Source organism: Leptospira mayottensis 200901116 (genome assembly GCF_000306675.2).
Taxonomy (GTDB): domain Bacteria; phylum Spirochaetota; class Leptospiria; order Leptospirales; family Leptospiraceae; genus Leptospira; species Leptospira mayottensis.
The window spans coordinates 170,001-184,176 of the sequence record NZ_CP024871.1; the positions used below are offsets into that span (position 1 = coordinate 170,001).

At 38.2% G+C, this 14,176-nt stretch carries 15 protein-coding genes and 1 pseudogene (1 of these 16 running past the window's edge); 9 read left to right on the forward strand and 7 right to left on the reverse strand.

The window, feature by feature from the left end:
• From yidC to fumC, 6 genes are all read left to right on the forward strand, one after another.
• On the forward strand, positions 1-286 hold the 3' portion of the coding sequence (gene yidC, locus LEP1GSC190_RS00755) for a membrane protein insertase YidC (RefSeq protein WP_002763160.1). It extends 1,586 nt beyond the left edge of the window; 286 of the gene's 1,872 nt are visible here — the last part of the coding sequence; its start codon lies beyond the left edge, outside the window; it ends in the stop codon at positions 284-286.
• Positions 287-317: 31 nt separating this feature from the next.
• Complete coding sequence (gene jag, locus LEP1GSC190_RS00760; RefSeq protein WP_002763065.1) at positions 318-1,028, forward strand: RNA-binding cell elongation regulator Jag/EloR; 711 nt, start codon at positions 318-320, stop codon at positions 1,026-1,028.
• On the forward strand, positions 1,021-2,391 hold the full coding sequence (mnmE, locus tag LEP1GSC190_RS00765; protein ID WP_004279824.1) for a tRNA uridine-5-carboxymethylaminomethyl(34) synthesis GTPase MnmE: 1,371 nt from the start codon (positions 1,021-1,023) through the stop codon (positions 2,389-2,391). The genes jag and mnmE overlap by 8 nt, the downstream gene beginning before the upstream one ends.
• 47 nt (positions 2,392-2,438) lie before the next feature.
• On the forward strand, positions 2,439-3,701 hold the full coding sequence (locus LEP1GSC190_RS00770) for a malic enzyme-like NAD(P)-binding protein (RefSeq protein ID WP_002745808.1): 1,263 nt from the start codon (positions 2,439-2,441) through the stop codon (positions 3,699-3,701).
• A gap of 426 nt (positions 3,702-4,127) precedes the next feature.
• On the forward strand, positions 4,128-6,206 hold the full coding sequence (locus tag LEP1GSC190_RS00775; protein ID WP_036047618.1) for a hypothetical protein: 2,079 nt from the start codon (positions 4,128-4,130) through the stop codon (positions 6,204-6,206).
• Between the two features lie 90 nt (positions 6,207-6,296).
• Positions 6,297-7,691, forward strand: coding sequence for a class II fumarate hydratase (gene fumC / locus LEP1GSC190_RS00780; protein WP_002763073.1), 1,395 nt, complete (start codon positions 6,297-6,299; stop codon positions 7,689-7,691).
• 909 nt (positions 7,692-8,600) lie between these two features.
• Here the strand turns inward: fumC and LEP1GSC190_RS00785 are convergent.
• The 5 genes and pseudogenes from LEP1GSC190_RS00785 to LEP1GSC190_RS00800 all read right to left on the reverse strand — a co-directional run bounded on the left by LEP1GSC190_RS00785 (position 8,601) and on the right by LEP1GSC190_RS00800 (position 10,874).
• Positions 8,601-9,041, reverse strand: coding sequence for a DUF1353 domain-containing protein (locus LEP1GSC190_RS00785; protein WP_002763106.1), 441 nt, complete (start codon positions 9,039-9,041; stop codon positions 8,601-8,603).
• Between the two features lie 49 nt (positions 9,042-9,090).
• Positions 9,091-9,384: pseudogene (locus LEP1GSC190_RS20005) on the reverse strand (host-nuclease inhibitor Gam family protein); the annotation flags it as partial.
• A 243-nt stretch (positions 9,385-9,627) separates the two neighbouring features.
• Positions 9,628-10,089 (reverse strand): hypothetical protein, encoded by a 462-nt coding sequence (locus LEP1GSC190_RS00790; RefSeq protein WP_004279850.1) that lies wholly within the window; start codon positions 10,087-10,089, stop codon positions 9,628-9,630.
• 211 nt (positions 10,090-10,300) lie between these two features.
• On the reverse strand, positions 10,301-10,606 hold the full coding sequence (locus tag LEP1GSC190_RS00795) for an LIC13344 family protein (RefSeq protein WP_002763091.1): 306 nt from the start codon (positions 10,604-10,606) through the stop codon (positions 10,301-10,303).
• A complete protein-coding gene (locus tag LEP1GSC190_RS00800; protein ID WP_051019795.1) occupies positions 10,584-10,874 on the reverse strand; it encodes a hypothetical protein in 291 nt (96 codons plus the stop codon). Before LEP1GSC190_RS00800 ends, LEP1GSC190_RS00795 begins: the two co-directional genes overlap by 23 nt.
• A gap of 135 nt (positions 10,875-11,009) precedes the next feature.
• On the opposite strand from LEP1GSC190_RS00800, the gene LEP1GSC190_RS00810 reads away from it, so the two are divergent.
• On the forward strand, positions 11,010-11,399 hold the full coding sequence (locus tag LEP1GSC190_RS00810) for a helix-turn-helix domain-containing protein (protein WP_002763198.1): 390 nt from the start codon (positions 11,010-11,012) through the stop codon (positions 11,397-11,399).
• On the opposite strand, the gene LEP1GSC190_RS19595 is transcribed toward LEP1GSC190_RS00810, so the two are convergent.
• Entirely contained in the window at positions 11,400-11,567 is a 168-nt protein-coding gene (locus LEP1GSC190_RS19595; RefSeq protein WP_002763231.1) for a hypothetical protein, read from the reverse strand.
• A gap of 846 nt (positions 11,568-12,413) precedes the next feature.
• Between LEP1GSC190_RS19595 and LEP1GSC190_RS00815 the strand changes: the two genes are divergently transcribed.
• Positions 12,414-12,707, forward strand: coding sequence for a MerR family transcriptional regulator (locus LEP1GSC190_RS00815; protein ID WP_002763124.1), 294 nt, complete (start codon positions 12,414-12,416; stop codon positions 12,705-12,707).
• A 178-nt stretch (positions 12,708-12,885) separates the two neighbouring features.
• Positions 12,886-13,119: a hypothetical protein gene (locus LEP1GSC190_RS00820; protein ID WP_036047612.1), complete on the forward strand. Its 234-nt coding sequence runs from the start codon at positions 12,886-12,888 to the stop codon at positions 13,117-13,119.
• Between the two features lie 419 nt (positions 13,120-13,538).
• Here LEP1GSC190_RS00820 and loa22 read toward each other — a convergent pair whose 3' ends face one another.
• Positions 13,539-14,126 carry an OmpA family outer membrane lipoprotein Loa22 gene (loa22, locus tag LEP1GSC190_RS00830; RefSeq protein WP_002763187.1) on the reverse strand — a complete coding sequence of 196 codons (588 nt, stop codon included), beginning with the start codon at positions 14,124-14,126 and terminating at the stop codon, positions 13,539-13,541.
• Positions 14,127-14,176: the final 50 nt, after the last annotated feature.

Genomic DNA, 14,176 nt, shown 5'->3' on the forward strand with positions numbered 1-14,176 from the left:
GACTTCTCCTGCGATTCCTTACTTCACTCAGACCGGGATCGGTTTAAATCTTCTCGCTCTTTTGATGGTCGGAACACAGATTTTTCAAACGAGAATGACTTCGGTATCCATGGATCCAAATCAGAAAATGCTAATGTACGTAATGCCCGTAATGATGCTCTACATTTTCTGGAACATGCCTTCCGGTGTTACTCTTTATTGGACTTTTCAGAACGTTCTTTCTATCGGTCAACAATGGGTCACAAATCATTTGAAAAAGACCGAAGAAAAGAAAAAGGCAGTTTAATTGCAGCGAACTCATTATCGAGGATAAACAAATGGAAAATTACATCTTTGAAGCGGAGGCTAAATCCAAGTCCGAAGCCGAAGAATACACTCTCAAAACTCTCCGATTGAATGCGGATGAGGTTCGTTTTGAAACCGTTGATTCCGGGAAGGGAGGTTTTTTCGGAATCTCCCAAAAAAAGCCGGCGATCGTTCGAGCTTACGTAACTTCTCGGGATCTTCCCGCAGAAAAAATCATTCACGGAGTTGTTCTTACCGTTCTTAAAAAGATGGGGATCGAAGCCGAAGTGGTCGGTATGGGTGACGTAGACGGCAAGATTTACGTTGAGGTTGCAAGCAGGGAATCCGGACTAGTGATTGGAAAAAGAGGAGCTACGTTAGATGCTCTTCAGTTCGTTCTCAACTTGATGGTCGATTCTAAGATCAGACATGGAAGGAAAATCGTTCTGGATATTGAGTCTTACAGGGATAAAAGGGAATTATCCCTTGTTCGACTGGGAAAATCCGTTGCGGCGACCGTTGCCAAAACCGGAAAATCCAAATTATTGGAACCGATGAATCCTTTTGAAAGAAGAATCATTCACATGGCTCTTCAGGAGAACGAAAAGGTTTTTACTAGATCGGAAGGAAACGGCACTTATAAAAAAGTAAGAGTCATTCCGATGAAAGACAAACACAAATATAAAGACATCGTCGAAAAAGGTCCGAACAACGACCTTCTCGAAGAAGTGAACTTTGAATGATACGATAGCGGCCGTATCTACGGCTTCCGGGCCCGGCGCAATAGGAATTATCCGAATGTCCGGTCCGGGAGCACTTTTGATTTCCTCCTCCTTTCTTTTTTCAAAAAATAGATCTCTTCCCCTGTCTGACATTCAGCCGAGAATTGCGATTCAATGTGTGTTTCAAATCGGCGATAGAAAAATAGACCAAATATTATTCTTTTATTTTAAGGCGCCAAATTCTTACACGGGAGAGGATCTTTGCGAATTTCACTTTCACGGAAATCCGATTTTATTAAGAGAAGCGTTAGACGCCATTTTTAGGGCTGGTGCGCGCCCAGCTAAACAGGGGGAATTTTCTCGTAGAGCATTCTTAAATGGGAAGTTGGATCTGACCGGAGTGGAAGCGATTGGTAGGCTCATCTCGGCGCGTTCTCGGTTTGAATTGGAACTTGCGCAAAAGAACGTTTTTGGCGAAGTTTCCCGTCTCACATCCAACTTAAGGAGTCAATTGATTTCGCTTAAAGCCGAATGCGAAGCGGAAATCGATTTTTCCACCGAGGACCTCACGTACGAATCTTTAGAAGAAAGAAAGGTTCGTATCGAAAAAGTTAAAACTCTTTGTCAAACCGTGATTGCCAAATCGGATTCTGCCGAAAAGTTAATTCAACAATTTAGGATCGTTCTTTATGGAGAACCGAATACGGGCAAGTCCAGTTTGATGAATGTTTTACTCGGAAAAGACCGTTCGATCATTTCCGAAATTCCCGGAACAACGAGAGATTATATCAGCGAAGAAATCCTACTTGAGGGAATTCCGGTTCGACTCGTGGATACTGCCGGAGTTCGAGAAACCGATGACCATATCGAAAGATTGGGAATTGAAAGAAGTGAAAAGGAATTTCAATCCGCCGACATTCGACTCTTTCTCATAGACGTTTCTAAAAAAGAGGAATGGAAAAAATTTATAGTCAAAGCCAAAGGACGACTCGAAGGTTCGATTCTCGTTGCGAATAAGATCGATATTCGAGATTCTTCTTGGAATCCGAATTTATTTTCCGACGTAAAGGATTTAATCGTCTGTGAAATTTCCTGCAAAACCAGAGAAGGAATTTCAATTCTTCTGGGTGAGATTCAGAAAAAAGCCGGGACGATGGGACATGTAGAAGATTATGTCCTTTTGGAAGAACGCCAAAGATATCACTTCGAAACCATTGTTCGGTGTCTCGATAAAACTCTTCGTCTGATTGAGGAGGGGGCTCCCGCGGAAATTTATATCCAAGAAATAAATTATGCTCTTTCCGAAATCGGTGAGGTCAACGGTAGAGTAGACACGGAAGAGGTTCTCGGGAGAATCTTTAGTAAGTTCTGCGTTGGTAAATGAAATTTTATCGTCGCAAGGTTGAATTTGAAAAACATGGGAAAAATCATATGAGGGAAAAATCTTTACAATACCACGCACTTCACCCTAAGGGAAAAATTGAAGTAGTTCCTACAAAGTCGACTCAGAATTCTTACGATCTTTCTCTCGCCTATTCTCCCGGTGTCGCTTATCCTTGTTTAGAAATTAAGGATTCTCCCGAGCTTGTTTACGAATATACAAACAAAGGCAACTTGGTAGGTATCGTCACGAACGGAACCGCGATTTTAGGACTCGGTGATATAGGCGCGCTTGCCGGTAAACCGGTAATGGAAGGAAAGGCGGTTCTTTTTAAAAAGTTTGCTGGTATAGACGTGTTTGATATAGAGATCAATACGAAAGATCCGGACGAATTTATCCATGCGGTAAAACTTCTAGAGCCGACTTTCGGTGGAATCAATCTGGAAGATATCAAAGCTCCCGAAAGTTTTTATATCGAAGAGCAACTCATCGAAAAGATGAATATCCCGGTTTTTCACGACGATCAACACGGGACGGCGATCATTACGGTTGCGGGTCTTTTGAATTCTTTCGAACTCACTGGTAAAAAACCGAGTGATGTTAAGGTTGTAATTTGCGGAGCGGGTGCTGCTGGAATTGCAATTGCAGAACTCATTCAACATATAGGAATCAAAAAGGAACAAGTCTTTCTTGTTGATACCAAAGGTGTGATTCATCATCATAGAAATGATTTGAACGAATCCAAAAAGAGATACGTTCAAAAAACGGATGCAAAAACTCTTAGAGACGTGATGAAAGGCTCCGATATTTTTATCGGTGTTTCCGTTGAGAATATGGTGGACGAGGATATGGTTCGTTCCATGGCAAAAAATCCCGTAATCTTCGCATTGGCAAATCCTGATCCCGAAATTCCTTATCAAGTTGCGAAAGCGGTTCGTTCCGACTTAATCATGGGAACAGGAAGAAGCGATAATCCGAATCAGGTGAACAACGTGTTGGGTTTCCCATTTATTTTTAGAGGTGCTCTGGACGTAAGAGCTCGTAATATTACTCTGGAGATGAAACTTGCCGCGGCTCGCGCATTGGCGGAGCTGGCTCGTCTTGACGTTCCCGATGACGTAAGTAAGGCTTATGGCGGGGAAAAATTTACATTCGGACCCGAATATCTGATTCCAAAACCATTCGATAAGCGAGTTTTATTTCATGTAGCTCCCGCAGTTGCCGAGGTCGCGGTTACAAGCGGGTCCTCTCGAATTCCTTATCCGGGGAGAGAAAAATATCTCGGATTTCTCAAGGGGATTATTAGAATTTAACGCTAAACAACTCAAAAACGACTTCTACATAAATCGGATTCTTGAACGTGTATAACTGTATTAGTTTCCACATTCGAGAATGAGGACGAATGTTTTACAGTAGACAAAAAGTATGGAGTAGTTTCTACAATTGAAATGTTGTTATTTAAGGTATGGGTTGTGTTGAAAAATACGTTACTAACGAAAACCGGTATAAGCCCACGATTTTGTAACTCCTACTTACGGGAAAAGATTCTGAGTTAGTCTGAAAAAAATTCCGATAATCATAGAAATTAAATTCTTTTCCGAATGAATACTGAATCGCGACGGGAATGTGTTATCAACCTTTTTCAAAAATGAAAAATCCGGTTTTGAGACAAACAGTAATAGACTTTTCTAATTTTCTACACTCTCCTGATGGTATATCCTTTGGGGACTTGGTGGATTATGTCCAAATCTGAAAATCAAATACCTACTCCCGAAACCTTCACTTTAAGTTGGGAGGATACTCAGGATATGATTGGGGATCAGGAACTCAAAGTTCTGATGCTTCAATTCAATCCGGGAGCATTCAAGGATATCGATTTGATTGAAAAGGGAGTGGAAAATTATTTCTTATTCAATCAATCTCCGTTTGCTCTTACAAAAATTGAGCAACTTCAACATCTCAAATTGCACGACCTTAAATTTTTAGAAGAACGAAAAGGAATTCAATCTTATCAGTTTCTTCAGTTTCAAAAGGAAATCAGGGAACTTCAGATCGCGGACGTAATTATTCGTCCCGCTTCTTTAAAGGCCGATCAGATCGTAAAAGTAAAACGAGGTTGTCTTCTTCAAAGTGTAGCAGCAATTCTTGAAATGTTATATGCAAGAGATCAGTTCATTCTGAACGCTTCCAAAAATACCGAGATCGAAAACTGGGTTCATCAGAATTATCTAAATGTAGACGACAAAGGAATGCAGATCAATTTGTCGGACTCTAAATTTTTAGAAAAGTCCATGCAAAATTTGGAATCTCTTTCTTTGGAATTTCTTCTCAGTCGTTTGCAAGTTCGTGGTGATTTATTCAGCAATATCTTTCAAGTGTTAAATCAAAAACCCGGAGAGATATTAAATCAGCTTTCCATTATCAAGGTAGAACCGGAAGTTTTGCAGGCAATTGAAAAAAGAGGATCAAGGTCTCCACTGTTGCAACTGCATTCCCGCTTTCATTTGTTTCAACCTTCTCTGGACGAACTTTTGAGTTTTAGACATGCTTCCAAAGAAAAAGGAGAGGAAGGAAAGTTTACGGAATTGGAAATCATATTTGATTTATTTACCGTGATCGCTCGCAAAATACTTCTCCAAATTCTCCCGGGAGAAGAATCTTCCTGGATCGAATTGACCGGAAATTTTCAAGCAGAAAGATACTTGCAGGAGTTAAAGAAACATCCTGCGTTTACATCCGGAAAAAGTTGGATAGGAGGAGGAGATTTTATCAAATCTTATGAGGTGTTACTACAGACCGTAAGAGCTCTCGAACACCTTAAAAAGGAATCTTTGATTAATCTAATCACGGCTGAGAATCTGTTTCGTTTTAAAGAATCCAAAGAACCGGTACATTTCGATCTTTCTAATTTTGAAGTGGATGATGCCGCGATTAAAAGTGTCGGAATGAGTCGATCCGAATTGTTCCGTGAAATTTTGGAACGAATTCGTGCTAGGGAAGATTTCCTGAAAAAGGAAAGGAAAAGTGCAAGTGGGGAAACGATCGGGCTTATGATTTTAGCGAAGGCTATGATCCTTCGTGCTTTTGTGGAGATTCGCTCAAGAAGAACTTCGGTTCATAATTTGATTCGTCAAAACGGTTATCCCCGCGGAATCTATGAATTTTTAAAAGAAGTTTCCGACGTAAAGGACGGGCAAGTTGCCGTCGACGAACAGATTCGTTTGAGTAAGGCGATCGCCGAATGGGAAGAAGATACGGAAAAAGAAAGAATTCGCTCCGAAAGGGCTTCCAAGTCGATCTTGGAAAGAATCATCGAATTTATTCTAAGTTTATTCGGGATCAAATTTTCTCCCAAAGAACGGGAAGTTATAAACAAGGGGCAAGTTAAAAGGGATTTTAAGAATACAGAAACGGATCATACTTCTCATGAGCCCTTTAAATCGAAAAAGAAAAAATCTCTCGGAGTAATCGTTGGACCCAAAGAAAAAGAAATGCTCATTCCGGCCCGTGTCCAAAAGGCGATTGATTATGTGGATCGTAAAAATAACGGACTGATTTGGCTCGACGAAGTCGTTGTTGCCGTGTCTTCCCCAGAATTCGGAAAAGACAAAGTGGCCGACCTTATATACTATGACCAAAAACGAAGATATCTGGAAATCAGAGCGATGAATCAGGTAAGACACGTTTTTATACGGAGAGAATTGGAGTCAGATCCGGCGTGGATCCAAACTACTTTGGATTATATGGACAATGTTTCCGCTAAAAAACCGGAGTTTTCTGTACTTGCGGATACTCTGAGAAGATTCCAAAACGAATAAAGATTTAAGTATATTATAGTTTTATTAAGTATTGATGTTTCGCTTGAGAGACCTTGCGTTTCAATTAAATTGTGATCTTTCGGAGGATTCATGAAAACCAGAATCGAAACGGATTCAATGGGTGAAATTGCGGTAGATGATTCCAAATATTGGGGTGCGCAAACCGAGCGTTCTTTGCATCATTTTCATATCGGAAACGATCGATTCCCAAGAGAAATGATTCGTGCTTTGGGAATTTTAAAAAAATCGGCCGCAATCGTAAATACAGAACTCGGCCTTCTCACTGAAGATAAAAAGAAACTCATCGTTCAAGCCGCGGATGAAGTGATTTCCGGTAAGTTGGACGAACACTTTCCTCTTTCCGTTTGGCAAACCGGTTCCGGAACTCAAACGAACATGAATTCCAACGAGGTGATTTCGAACCGTGCTATCGAAATCGCCGGCGGCGTGAAAGGTTCTAAAAAGCCGATTCATCCGAACGATGATGTGAATAAAGCTCAGTCCTCGAACGATACTTTCCCTACAGCGATGCACATTGCTGTTGCAGAACAGTTGAATCAAAAATTGATTCCCGCATTGGTTCAACTCAAAGATACGCTCGAAAAGAAGGCAGACGAATTTAAGAATATTATAAAGATTGGAAGAACTCATCTTCAGGATGCGACTCCTTTGACTTTAGGTCAGGAGTTTTCCGGTTATGTTCAACAATTGAGCTACAATATTGCAAGAGTAAAAGCGGTTTTGCCGGCGGTTTATAGACTTGCATTAGGCGGAACAGCTGTCGGAACTGGACTCAACACACATCCTCAGTTCTCTGTAAAAGCGGCGGCTCAGATAGCTAAAGAAACTGGGCTTCCTTTTGTAAGCGCGGAAAATAAATTCGAAGCTCTTGCGGCTCATGATTCTCTTGTGGAGGTGAGCGGGGTTTTGAAAACGATCGCGGCTTCTTTAATGAAAATCGCGAACGACATACGTTGGCTTTCTTCCGGTCCCCGTTGTGGAATTGGTGAAATAAGTATTCCGGAAAACGAGCCCGGTTCTTCCATTATGCCTGGAAAAGTTAATCCGACTCAATCAGAACAGATGACAATGGTATCTGCACAAGTGATCGCAAACGATGTTGCGGTCAATATCGGCGGTGCTTCTGGAAACTTCGAATTGAATGTTTTCAAACCGCTGATTATTCATAACGTTTTGAATTCTATTCGATTACTTTCCGATTCTTGTGTTTCTTTTGAGGAGCACTGCGCGCGCGGTATTACTCCGAACAAAGAGAAACTCGACGAACACTTGAATAATTCTTTGATGCTTGTGACAGCGTTGAATCCGCATATCGGTTATGATAACGCGGCTAAGATTGCAAAAAATGCGCATAAGAAAGGATCGACTCTGAAAGAATCTGGAATCGAGCTTGGTCTTTTGACAAATGAACAGTTCGATCAGTGGGTTCTCCCCGAAAAGATGATTCATCCCTCGGTGGATTGAGTTGGGCGGGGGGCTCTGCAGTCCCCTTTTAAAAAACTCAATAACTTGCAAAACCCCATATTTTATTCAAATTCTTTTTCATAGGTTAGCATAAGTGAAGAGGCTACCGCATTTTAAATGCAGTAAAATTTTCTCTAAATTCGATGTTTCGCTTTCTGGATTTAATATACACACTTTATAGATATACTTACTAAGAGTCTGTCTTAAAAACCTGAGAATGTTGGAGCTCCCGTAAGAGTGTTCCAACAAAGAAGGCTGTTTCAAAGTTTATAAACTCCTAAAGTATCTGTGGGAATTTCCATATTTTATTACGAACTTACTGAATAGATTGTAACTGATTTCTCTTCAGGTTTTGGGACAGACTTTAAGATAATGTTGCAAATCTAAATATTTAGAATAGAATTTTGAAACGTAAGGATCTGAAGAATAATCCCTTTTAAAAACTCTGTAATTAAATTTGATTATTTATCTGAATGCTTTCATAAAAGACCATAAACTGGATTCCGTAGCTTTGATTTAGAAAAAGGAAGTTTATTTTTAAGTAATTTGGAATAAAAATATATTCTAAACTACGGTAAATTTGGTGTAAGAGACCTATTTTGTAGGAGTTAACCTTTTTCAGAAAATAATAAAATGCGCAGCTCTCATATTTTTGGTCTTCAGAAATCAGCAGATAATCAAGTTTTATATTTGCAGATATGGGGCCCTTATTTTTAGAAAAATTTTTCTGATTTTCTTGCACCAAATTTAAGTTGGATCAATATATTTTTCGATTATTGGTTTTGTTTCTTTTTTCAAAAAATTGTAATGAATACCAAAATAGGCCTGTCAAAATACCAATTAAAAACCAAATCAAAAGCGTCCAAAAGAGAGTATAACCGAAAACTAATATGAGAATGTCGAAAGTTTTCAAGGCGCTGTTTCCCATTCTTTAGTTTTATCTTTCGGTTTTGTAGAAGATTTGCCGAACCAGCGAACGAATTTATATACGTATGCCGCTCTAAAAGAGTTCATGCCGTCTTCTAAACAAATTCTTTTAAGAAGTTGATCTGCATCTTCGCGATATTTTATTCGATCCAATTTTTCCTCACGCATTAACTGATACAAGGCATCGTGAACAAGGGAAGCACGTATAAAAGTTTTTGTATCGATCGTCGGACCACTAGGGCCGTCCCAGGCGTATCCGGCGTTGATATCCAATAAACCTTCCTGATTTAGATTTACAAAAACTCTTGCTCTTGGAATTTCGATTTGAATCGGTGTGTTGGTTAGGATCGTTGTTTGAAAACTATAAGGTTTTACGAGCTGGTATTTATAGTTCTTTAGATTTTTATATACGATGTGATCCATTTTCTTCTTCCTCGCTTTTTTGGAGATCCGAAAGTTTTCAAATATTTAACTACAATGATACGATATTCTCTATGGCTTCTATTTCTAACTCGGCTTCTTTCGACACAATGCGCAAATGCTTCGTTCGATTGTACTCCAATTTTTGGATTGCTTTCGCAGGTTTCAAAAGGTTTTGCTCTTTATTTAATTCAGGTCTTATTTTTAAGTAAGTTCCGTTTCGCTTAAAAACAAGACGGTTGAATCATTCTAAAAGATCATTTTATGCAAGAATTTTTCATAAAAACTTTACAGTTCCTTTGGTTTTTACGGAACGAGGAACTTTACGAAGTTTTAAAGTTCCGGTCGCTTATATCTGCGGGATTATTCGGTAAAGTTTGTTAAGTGAATTCTTTAATTTCCACACTGTTCCTCCTATTTCGATCTATTTAAGGTCATACTCACAGTGATTTTGTTAGACGGAAAAGAAAGAATCGTAATGGAAAGAATTTTCTTCGAAGGGGCTTTTTTCTTACGATTTTGAACGTTTGCTTGATCGATTTCTGTTCTGCCATTTTAGATTATCCTGATTAACTTTTCGATTTTGTTTTCAGACCGCTAGTTCTCTTGCATTTTGATTTTGTATTTGTGGATCGTTTGGAATTTCTTTTTGGGAATGTAGAATTTCCCTATACCAATTTATAAAGTCTCGAAGAGAATCCGGATCTAACTTTTCCGATTTTCTTTCTGCTTCCTTATCTTCTCGGTAAATAAAACGAATCGTTTCGATCGGGAGTTTCCAGGATTCTTCGATTGCCTTTACATAACGTACGGTGTTACGAGTCCCTTTGATAACGTCTGCAAGGTGTTCGCGGTAAAGAGGAAAGACATTCTCCAAATGGCCCTCGCAGGAGCTTTGGGAATATTTAAATGCTATATCTTTGAGATTGAGTTGTGATTCGATAACGATTTGCTTCAATCTTTGAGAAAGTTTTCTTCCTCTTCTCCAAAATTTTCCTTCGTGAACAACTTCGCTGTTTATAATAAGTCTTTTGATTTTTTCGGAGTTCATAATTCTAATTTTGCACCGATGTTTGGGTCGTATTGTCTATGTTATTCGAGTTAAGGGAGCGGATCTTATTTGAAAGAAGGATTAAGGGCTTGAAATTTTCGATCAGACATTCCTCGCAAAGGTCAGTTTGACGCATTGATTCCTTTTGGTTGCATTGAATACATAAGTTGGTTATCATAGTAAAGTTCTCCTTAATAACTTTTAGTTTAAATTATTCGCTGAATTCTTCTTCCAATATATATTCAAGAATACTGATAAACTCTTTGATCTTGTTTGGTTTTCTTTCGCAGATTTTAGCGATATCGTTTTTTACAAGAAAGAGAAAGGTAATCTCTTTATCTTGCATTTCGGCATGATTGTTCCATCTCCAATCGAATGTCGTAAATTGTTCTCTTACATATTCAGCGATTTGAATGATCGCTTTTTTCTTTATATCAGAAAGAACAATTGGAGACAAATTATCCCTGCTTGGGACCAGATTTTTATCGGTAATTTTAGTAAGATTGTGCTGTTTCATAATCAAACTCTCCTGCTTTTTCGTTTATCGTAGAAATGCTTGAGCTTATACTACGAAACAGAATATTCCATTTTTTAAATACTTCCCTAATTTTTGTCCAAAACTGTTGTCCGTTTAAACTTTTCGAAAGTTGATCGTAATTGACTTCCGCTTCCTTTGCGAACCTAGAAAAGGGTTTCACTTCTAATGTGATACAAGTGAAATTCTTGCATTCGTTTTCGTTGATGCTCATCGAGCCTCCTTTTTGTGATTGCGATTTCATTTCCATTTGCGAGTTTTGGTCGTGCAAAAGACCGGACTCCATTTCGAAATCGAAATCGACTTTGATTTTGACGAGTTTCGCTTCGTGTCAAATGACCATACGCTTAAAATGTATTTTTGTCAATGATTTAATACGTTTAAAATGTATAAAAAGTTTTCAGATCGTTTAAAAAGGCTTATTGAAACTCTAGGACTTTCTCAGGCCGAATTTGCAAGATCCATCGATCTTAAACCTGCATTTATCAGCGATCTTATTAATGAAAGGGCTAAAAGCTTCTCACAAGAATCCTTACTACGGCTTCGAACTGTACATAATGTAAATCCTCTTTGGCTCATTGCGGGCGAAGGTGAAATGCTAATCACTGAGATTGAAATAAAAACGGATTTTGAAACGGATCGTTATCGGACGATTCTTAAAAAGATTCGAACCCGTCCACAGATTGAAGCCTTGTTGGAAAGTCTTTTGGAGGTTTCGGATTCGGAATTGGAAGCTCTTGGTCTTGTCATAGAAAAATTTCGAAAGAAGAAGTGATTACTTTTTTTCCAGAGATTCGAATATAAAATTTACGATTTCTTGTGAATATGTGTGCCTAAGAACCTGAGTCGGTTCGGGAGAAATTTGAAAGTCGTACTCGAATTTTTTTAGAGTCCTTTCCACTTTCCAGTAAAGAGTTTCGCGTAGATTTTCTATGGTCTCCAAATTTTTGCTCCAACAAGTAGACTATATGTATGTTTAGTATATTTTTGCCCCTGACAAAATCCATCCTAATTCCAAAAATGTGACTCTTTTTTGTCCGGGTTCATTCCATTTTCAAATTCATTTCGAATTAAGGATCTTAATGACTTTAAATGACTATAATTTCTATATGTCTCATTGCTTAAGGTATGTTCGTTCGATGTGATGAAATTTCAGTAGTCCGTCGTAGTTGAGATTTCTTGTATAATCCTTGAGAATTTTCATTCTATTTTGAAGTGCCACTTTGGGGAATTATGAGTTGTTTTAAGATAAGTCGAACAAAGGGAATGGTTTTATTTCAATGTGAATTCGATCTTAAGAAGCTCACTTCATAGAGGTTAATTTTTCCGAAAAGAATAAGATTCGACGTGGAAACTCTCACACTATTTTAGATCCATTCGGATTAAAAAATGTAAGAACTATTATTTTTAGAAATTTTTTTTAAATTTCTCATACCGAACTCACCTTGTTTTTAGTATCTTAAGCTAATAATAACGTAAGTCTTTTGATAGGCAGAAGGTGATGTATCGATACTTATTTTTTCCATGGACGAAGTCGAAACAATTGTTTGGGACCTTTTTTAAGTGTCGAAATATTAGAAAGGCAGTGGAAAATGAATTCAAAAAAATGAATATTATTAGTTTTTTATGTATAAATTTGAATTCGATCTGTAATTTTTCCTAAAACCAAAATTTTTCATTGCAAAGAGATTTAAGTGCAAAGTTCAACTTTTTTCAAACTGGTCCTTATAAATTTTTAAGGATTAAGAAGGACTTGACAAAAAGTATGGCCCCGACCCAAACCTGACCTATGTTTGTAATCAATGGTAATACAAGAAAAGGATCTTTGCTGAAAAGCGCTCAATTTTCTGATTCGGAAAAAGAAAATTTGATTCGAGACGTTTCTTCTGCAAAAGATAAAACTCAGGTTTTAAAAACAAAAGAAGCTGCTCGTTATTTAAATCTTTCCGTAAGGACTTTCAATCAGTACGTAATCGATCACGAGATTCCGTTTATACAATGGAGTTCCCGTGTTCGAAGATTTATGATCGGCGATTTGGATAAGATCGTCCTTTCCCGTAAAACAAAAAAACAAATTTATTAGTTGTTTGCTTTTATTTGGGTAAGGAGAACGAATTTTTTATCCACTCATTTGAAAATTAGAGGCAAAACGGACGGATTGAATTCCGTTCCGTTCTTTATTTCAAGAAGAACTCGTGTTATTCTTTGTTTGAAATCGGAAGCGATTGAGAAATTGTGCGGATGTCTTTTGTGAGGAAGTTATGGAAAGTTCGAAAATAAGTCGGATAAGACTCGGGGTCAAAGATTTTCTCGTCATTTTAGGTTTTGTCGTTTCTGGAGTGATCCAATACAATACGATGCATAAAGATCACGAAGTTCGGATCGTTAAAATAGAAACTGAAATGATTTCTATTGCAAAGGATCTTGCGGAAATTAAAGCCGACGTTAAGGATCTGATCAAACTTACTTCCGCTAAAGGAAGGAAAGCGGAATGAAGTTTGTATTTAGAGATGATACAACAAAAAACTTCCGATACGATTCTTCGTACTTGGGTCGTTTTCTTTTTGTTTTTTTATATCTGCTTGTTTTGTCTATTCTTTCGATTTTTTCTTCAGATTCTCTAAAACTTCTTCATATGGAAATCGTTCAATGATTGATCTTTTTTATGGAACTTTGTATTTGAGAAAAAGAGTCAACGAAAGTTTGGATTTTAGATAATCTTTTGAATCAATTCAAGGAATCTAAAAATTTGGATGAAACATCTGTCCGGTTTAAAGGCAAACGATTATGAGTTTTTTCCTAGTTAAATATATTCGAAATTAACAATCGAATAAAAAAATACGAAGTGATTAGATAATTTTTGCCCCTGATACTGTAATCAATTAGAAACAGCATCAGGGAAGTTTATTTGGAATTATTGTTGTGGAGCAGAAGTCGCAAAACGGAAAGTGACCCTTCTGTTTTTAGCGTCTTTAGCATCGAGTCCGGAAACAGGTTCTGAGGAGCCTGAACCTTTCGTAATAATACGATTCGCGGGGATTCCTTGTTTGATCAAAGCCTGTTTAACGGCATTTGCACGAAGTTCGGAATAAAAGATATTTCCCTTTTTAGCTCCTTCGGCCTGTTCAGGTCCGACAGCATCGGTGTGTCCGGTAATTTCAAGGGCGTAACTATCGGGAAGTTTTCCAAGACCTTCTTTGATCACTGGGACGTTTACCTTAGACCATCCGTTGAAATCACCGGGATTGACATCCGCTTTTTTGTAGCTGAATCCTGGGCGAGTTATTCCATCAGGATATCTAAAATCTTTCAATTTTTCGTTTAAGGAATCGGCAATCGCTTCCGGAGAGTTAACATCGACACTTCTATTTGCAGCAGCGGATTGCTCTTGGGCTGACGGCTCAGGAGCTGCAGGTTCCTCTTTTTTTTCAGCAGAGGAGCAAAGAGTGAATGAAAATGCAATTGCACCGAGCAGAATCAGATTCAAAATTTTTTTGACCATGTTTCTTTCCTTCCTTAGAATCTTAAGGGGTTTTGGTTTCAATGTGTCAC

Excerpts from the sequence above, each read along its gene's own strand:
- jag (WP_002763065.1), top strand. The coding sequence starts at position 318 with ATGGAAAATTACATCTTTGAAGCGGAGGCTAAATCCAAGTCCGAAGCC.
- LEP1GSC190_RS00770 (WP_002745808.1), top strand. The coding sequence starts at position 2,439 with ATGAGGGAAAAATCTTTACAATACCACGCACTTCACCCTAAGGGAAAA.
- LEP1GSC190_RS00775 (WP_036047618.1), top strand. The coding sequence starts at position 4,128 with ATGTCCAAATCTGAAAATCAAATACCTACTCCCGAAACCTTCACTTTA.
- fumC (WP_002763073.1), top strand. The coding sequence starts at position 6,297 with ATGAAAACCAGAATCGAAACGGATTCAATGGGTGAAATTGCGGTAGAT.
- LEP1GSC190_RS00785 (WP_002763106.1), bottom strand. The coding sequence starts at position 9,041 with ATGGATCACATCGTATATAAAAATCTAAAGAACTATAAATACCAGCTC.
- LEP1GSC190_RS00790 (WP_004279850.1), bottom strand. The coding sequence starts at position 10,089 with ATGAACTCCGAAAAAATCAAAAGACTTATTATAAACAGCGAAGTTGTT.
- LEP1GSC190_RS00795 (WP_002763091.1), bottom strand. The coding sequence starts at position 10,606 with ATGAAACAGCACAATCTTACTAAAATTACCGATAAAAATCTGGTCCCA.
- LEP1GSC190_RS00800 (WP_051019795.1), bottom strand. The coding sequence starts at position 10,874 with ATGGAAATGAAATCGCAATCACAAAAAGGAGGCTCGATGAGCATCAAC.
- LEP1GSC190_RS00810 (WP_002763198.1), top strand. The coding sequence starts at position 11,010 with ATGTATAAAAAGTTTTCAGATCGTTTAAAAAGGCTTATTGAAACTCTA.
- LEP1GSC190_RS00815 (WP_002763124.1), top strand. The coding sequence starts at position 12,414 with ATGTTTGTAATCAATGGTAATACAAGAAAAGGATCTTTGCTGAAAAGC.
- LEP1GSC190_RS00820 (WP_036047612.1), top strand. The coding sequence starts at position 12,886 with ATGGAAAGTTCGAAAATAAGTCGGATAAGACTCGGGGTCAAAGATTTT.
- loa22 (WP_002763187.1), bottom strand. The coding sequence starts at position 14,126 with ATGGTCAAAAAAATTTTGAATCTGATTCTGCTCGGTGCAATTGCATTT.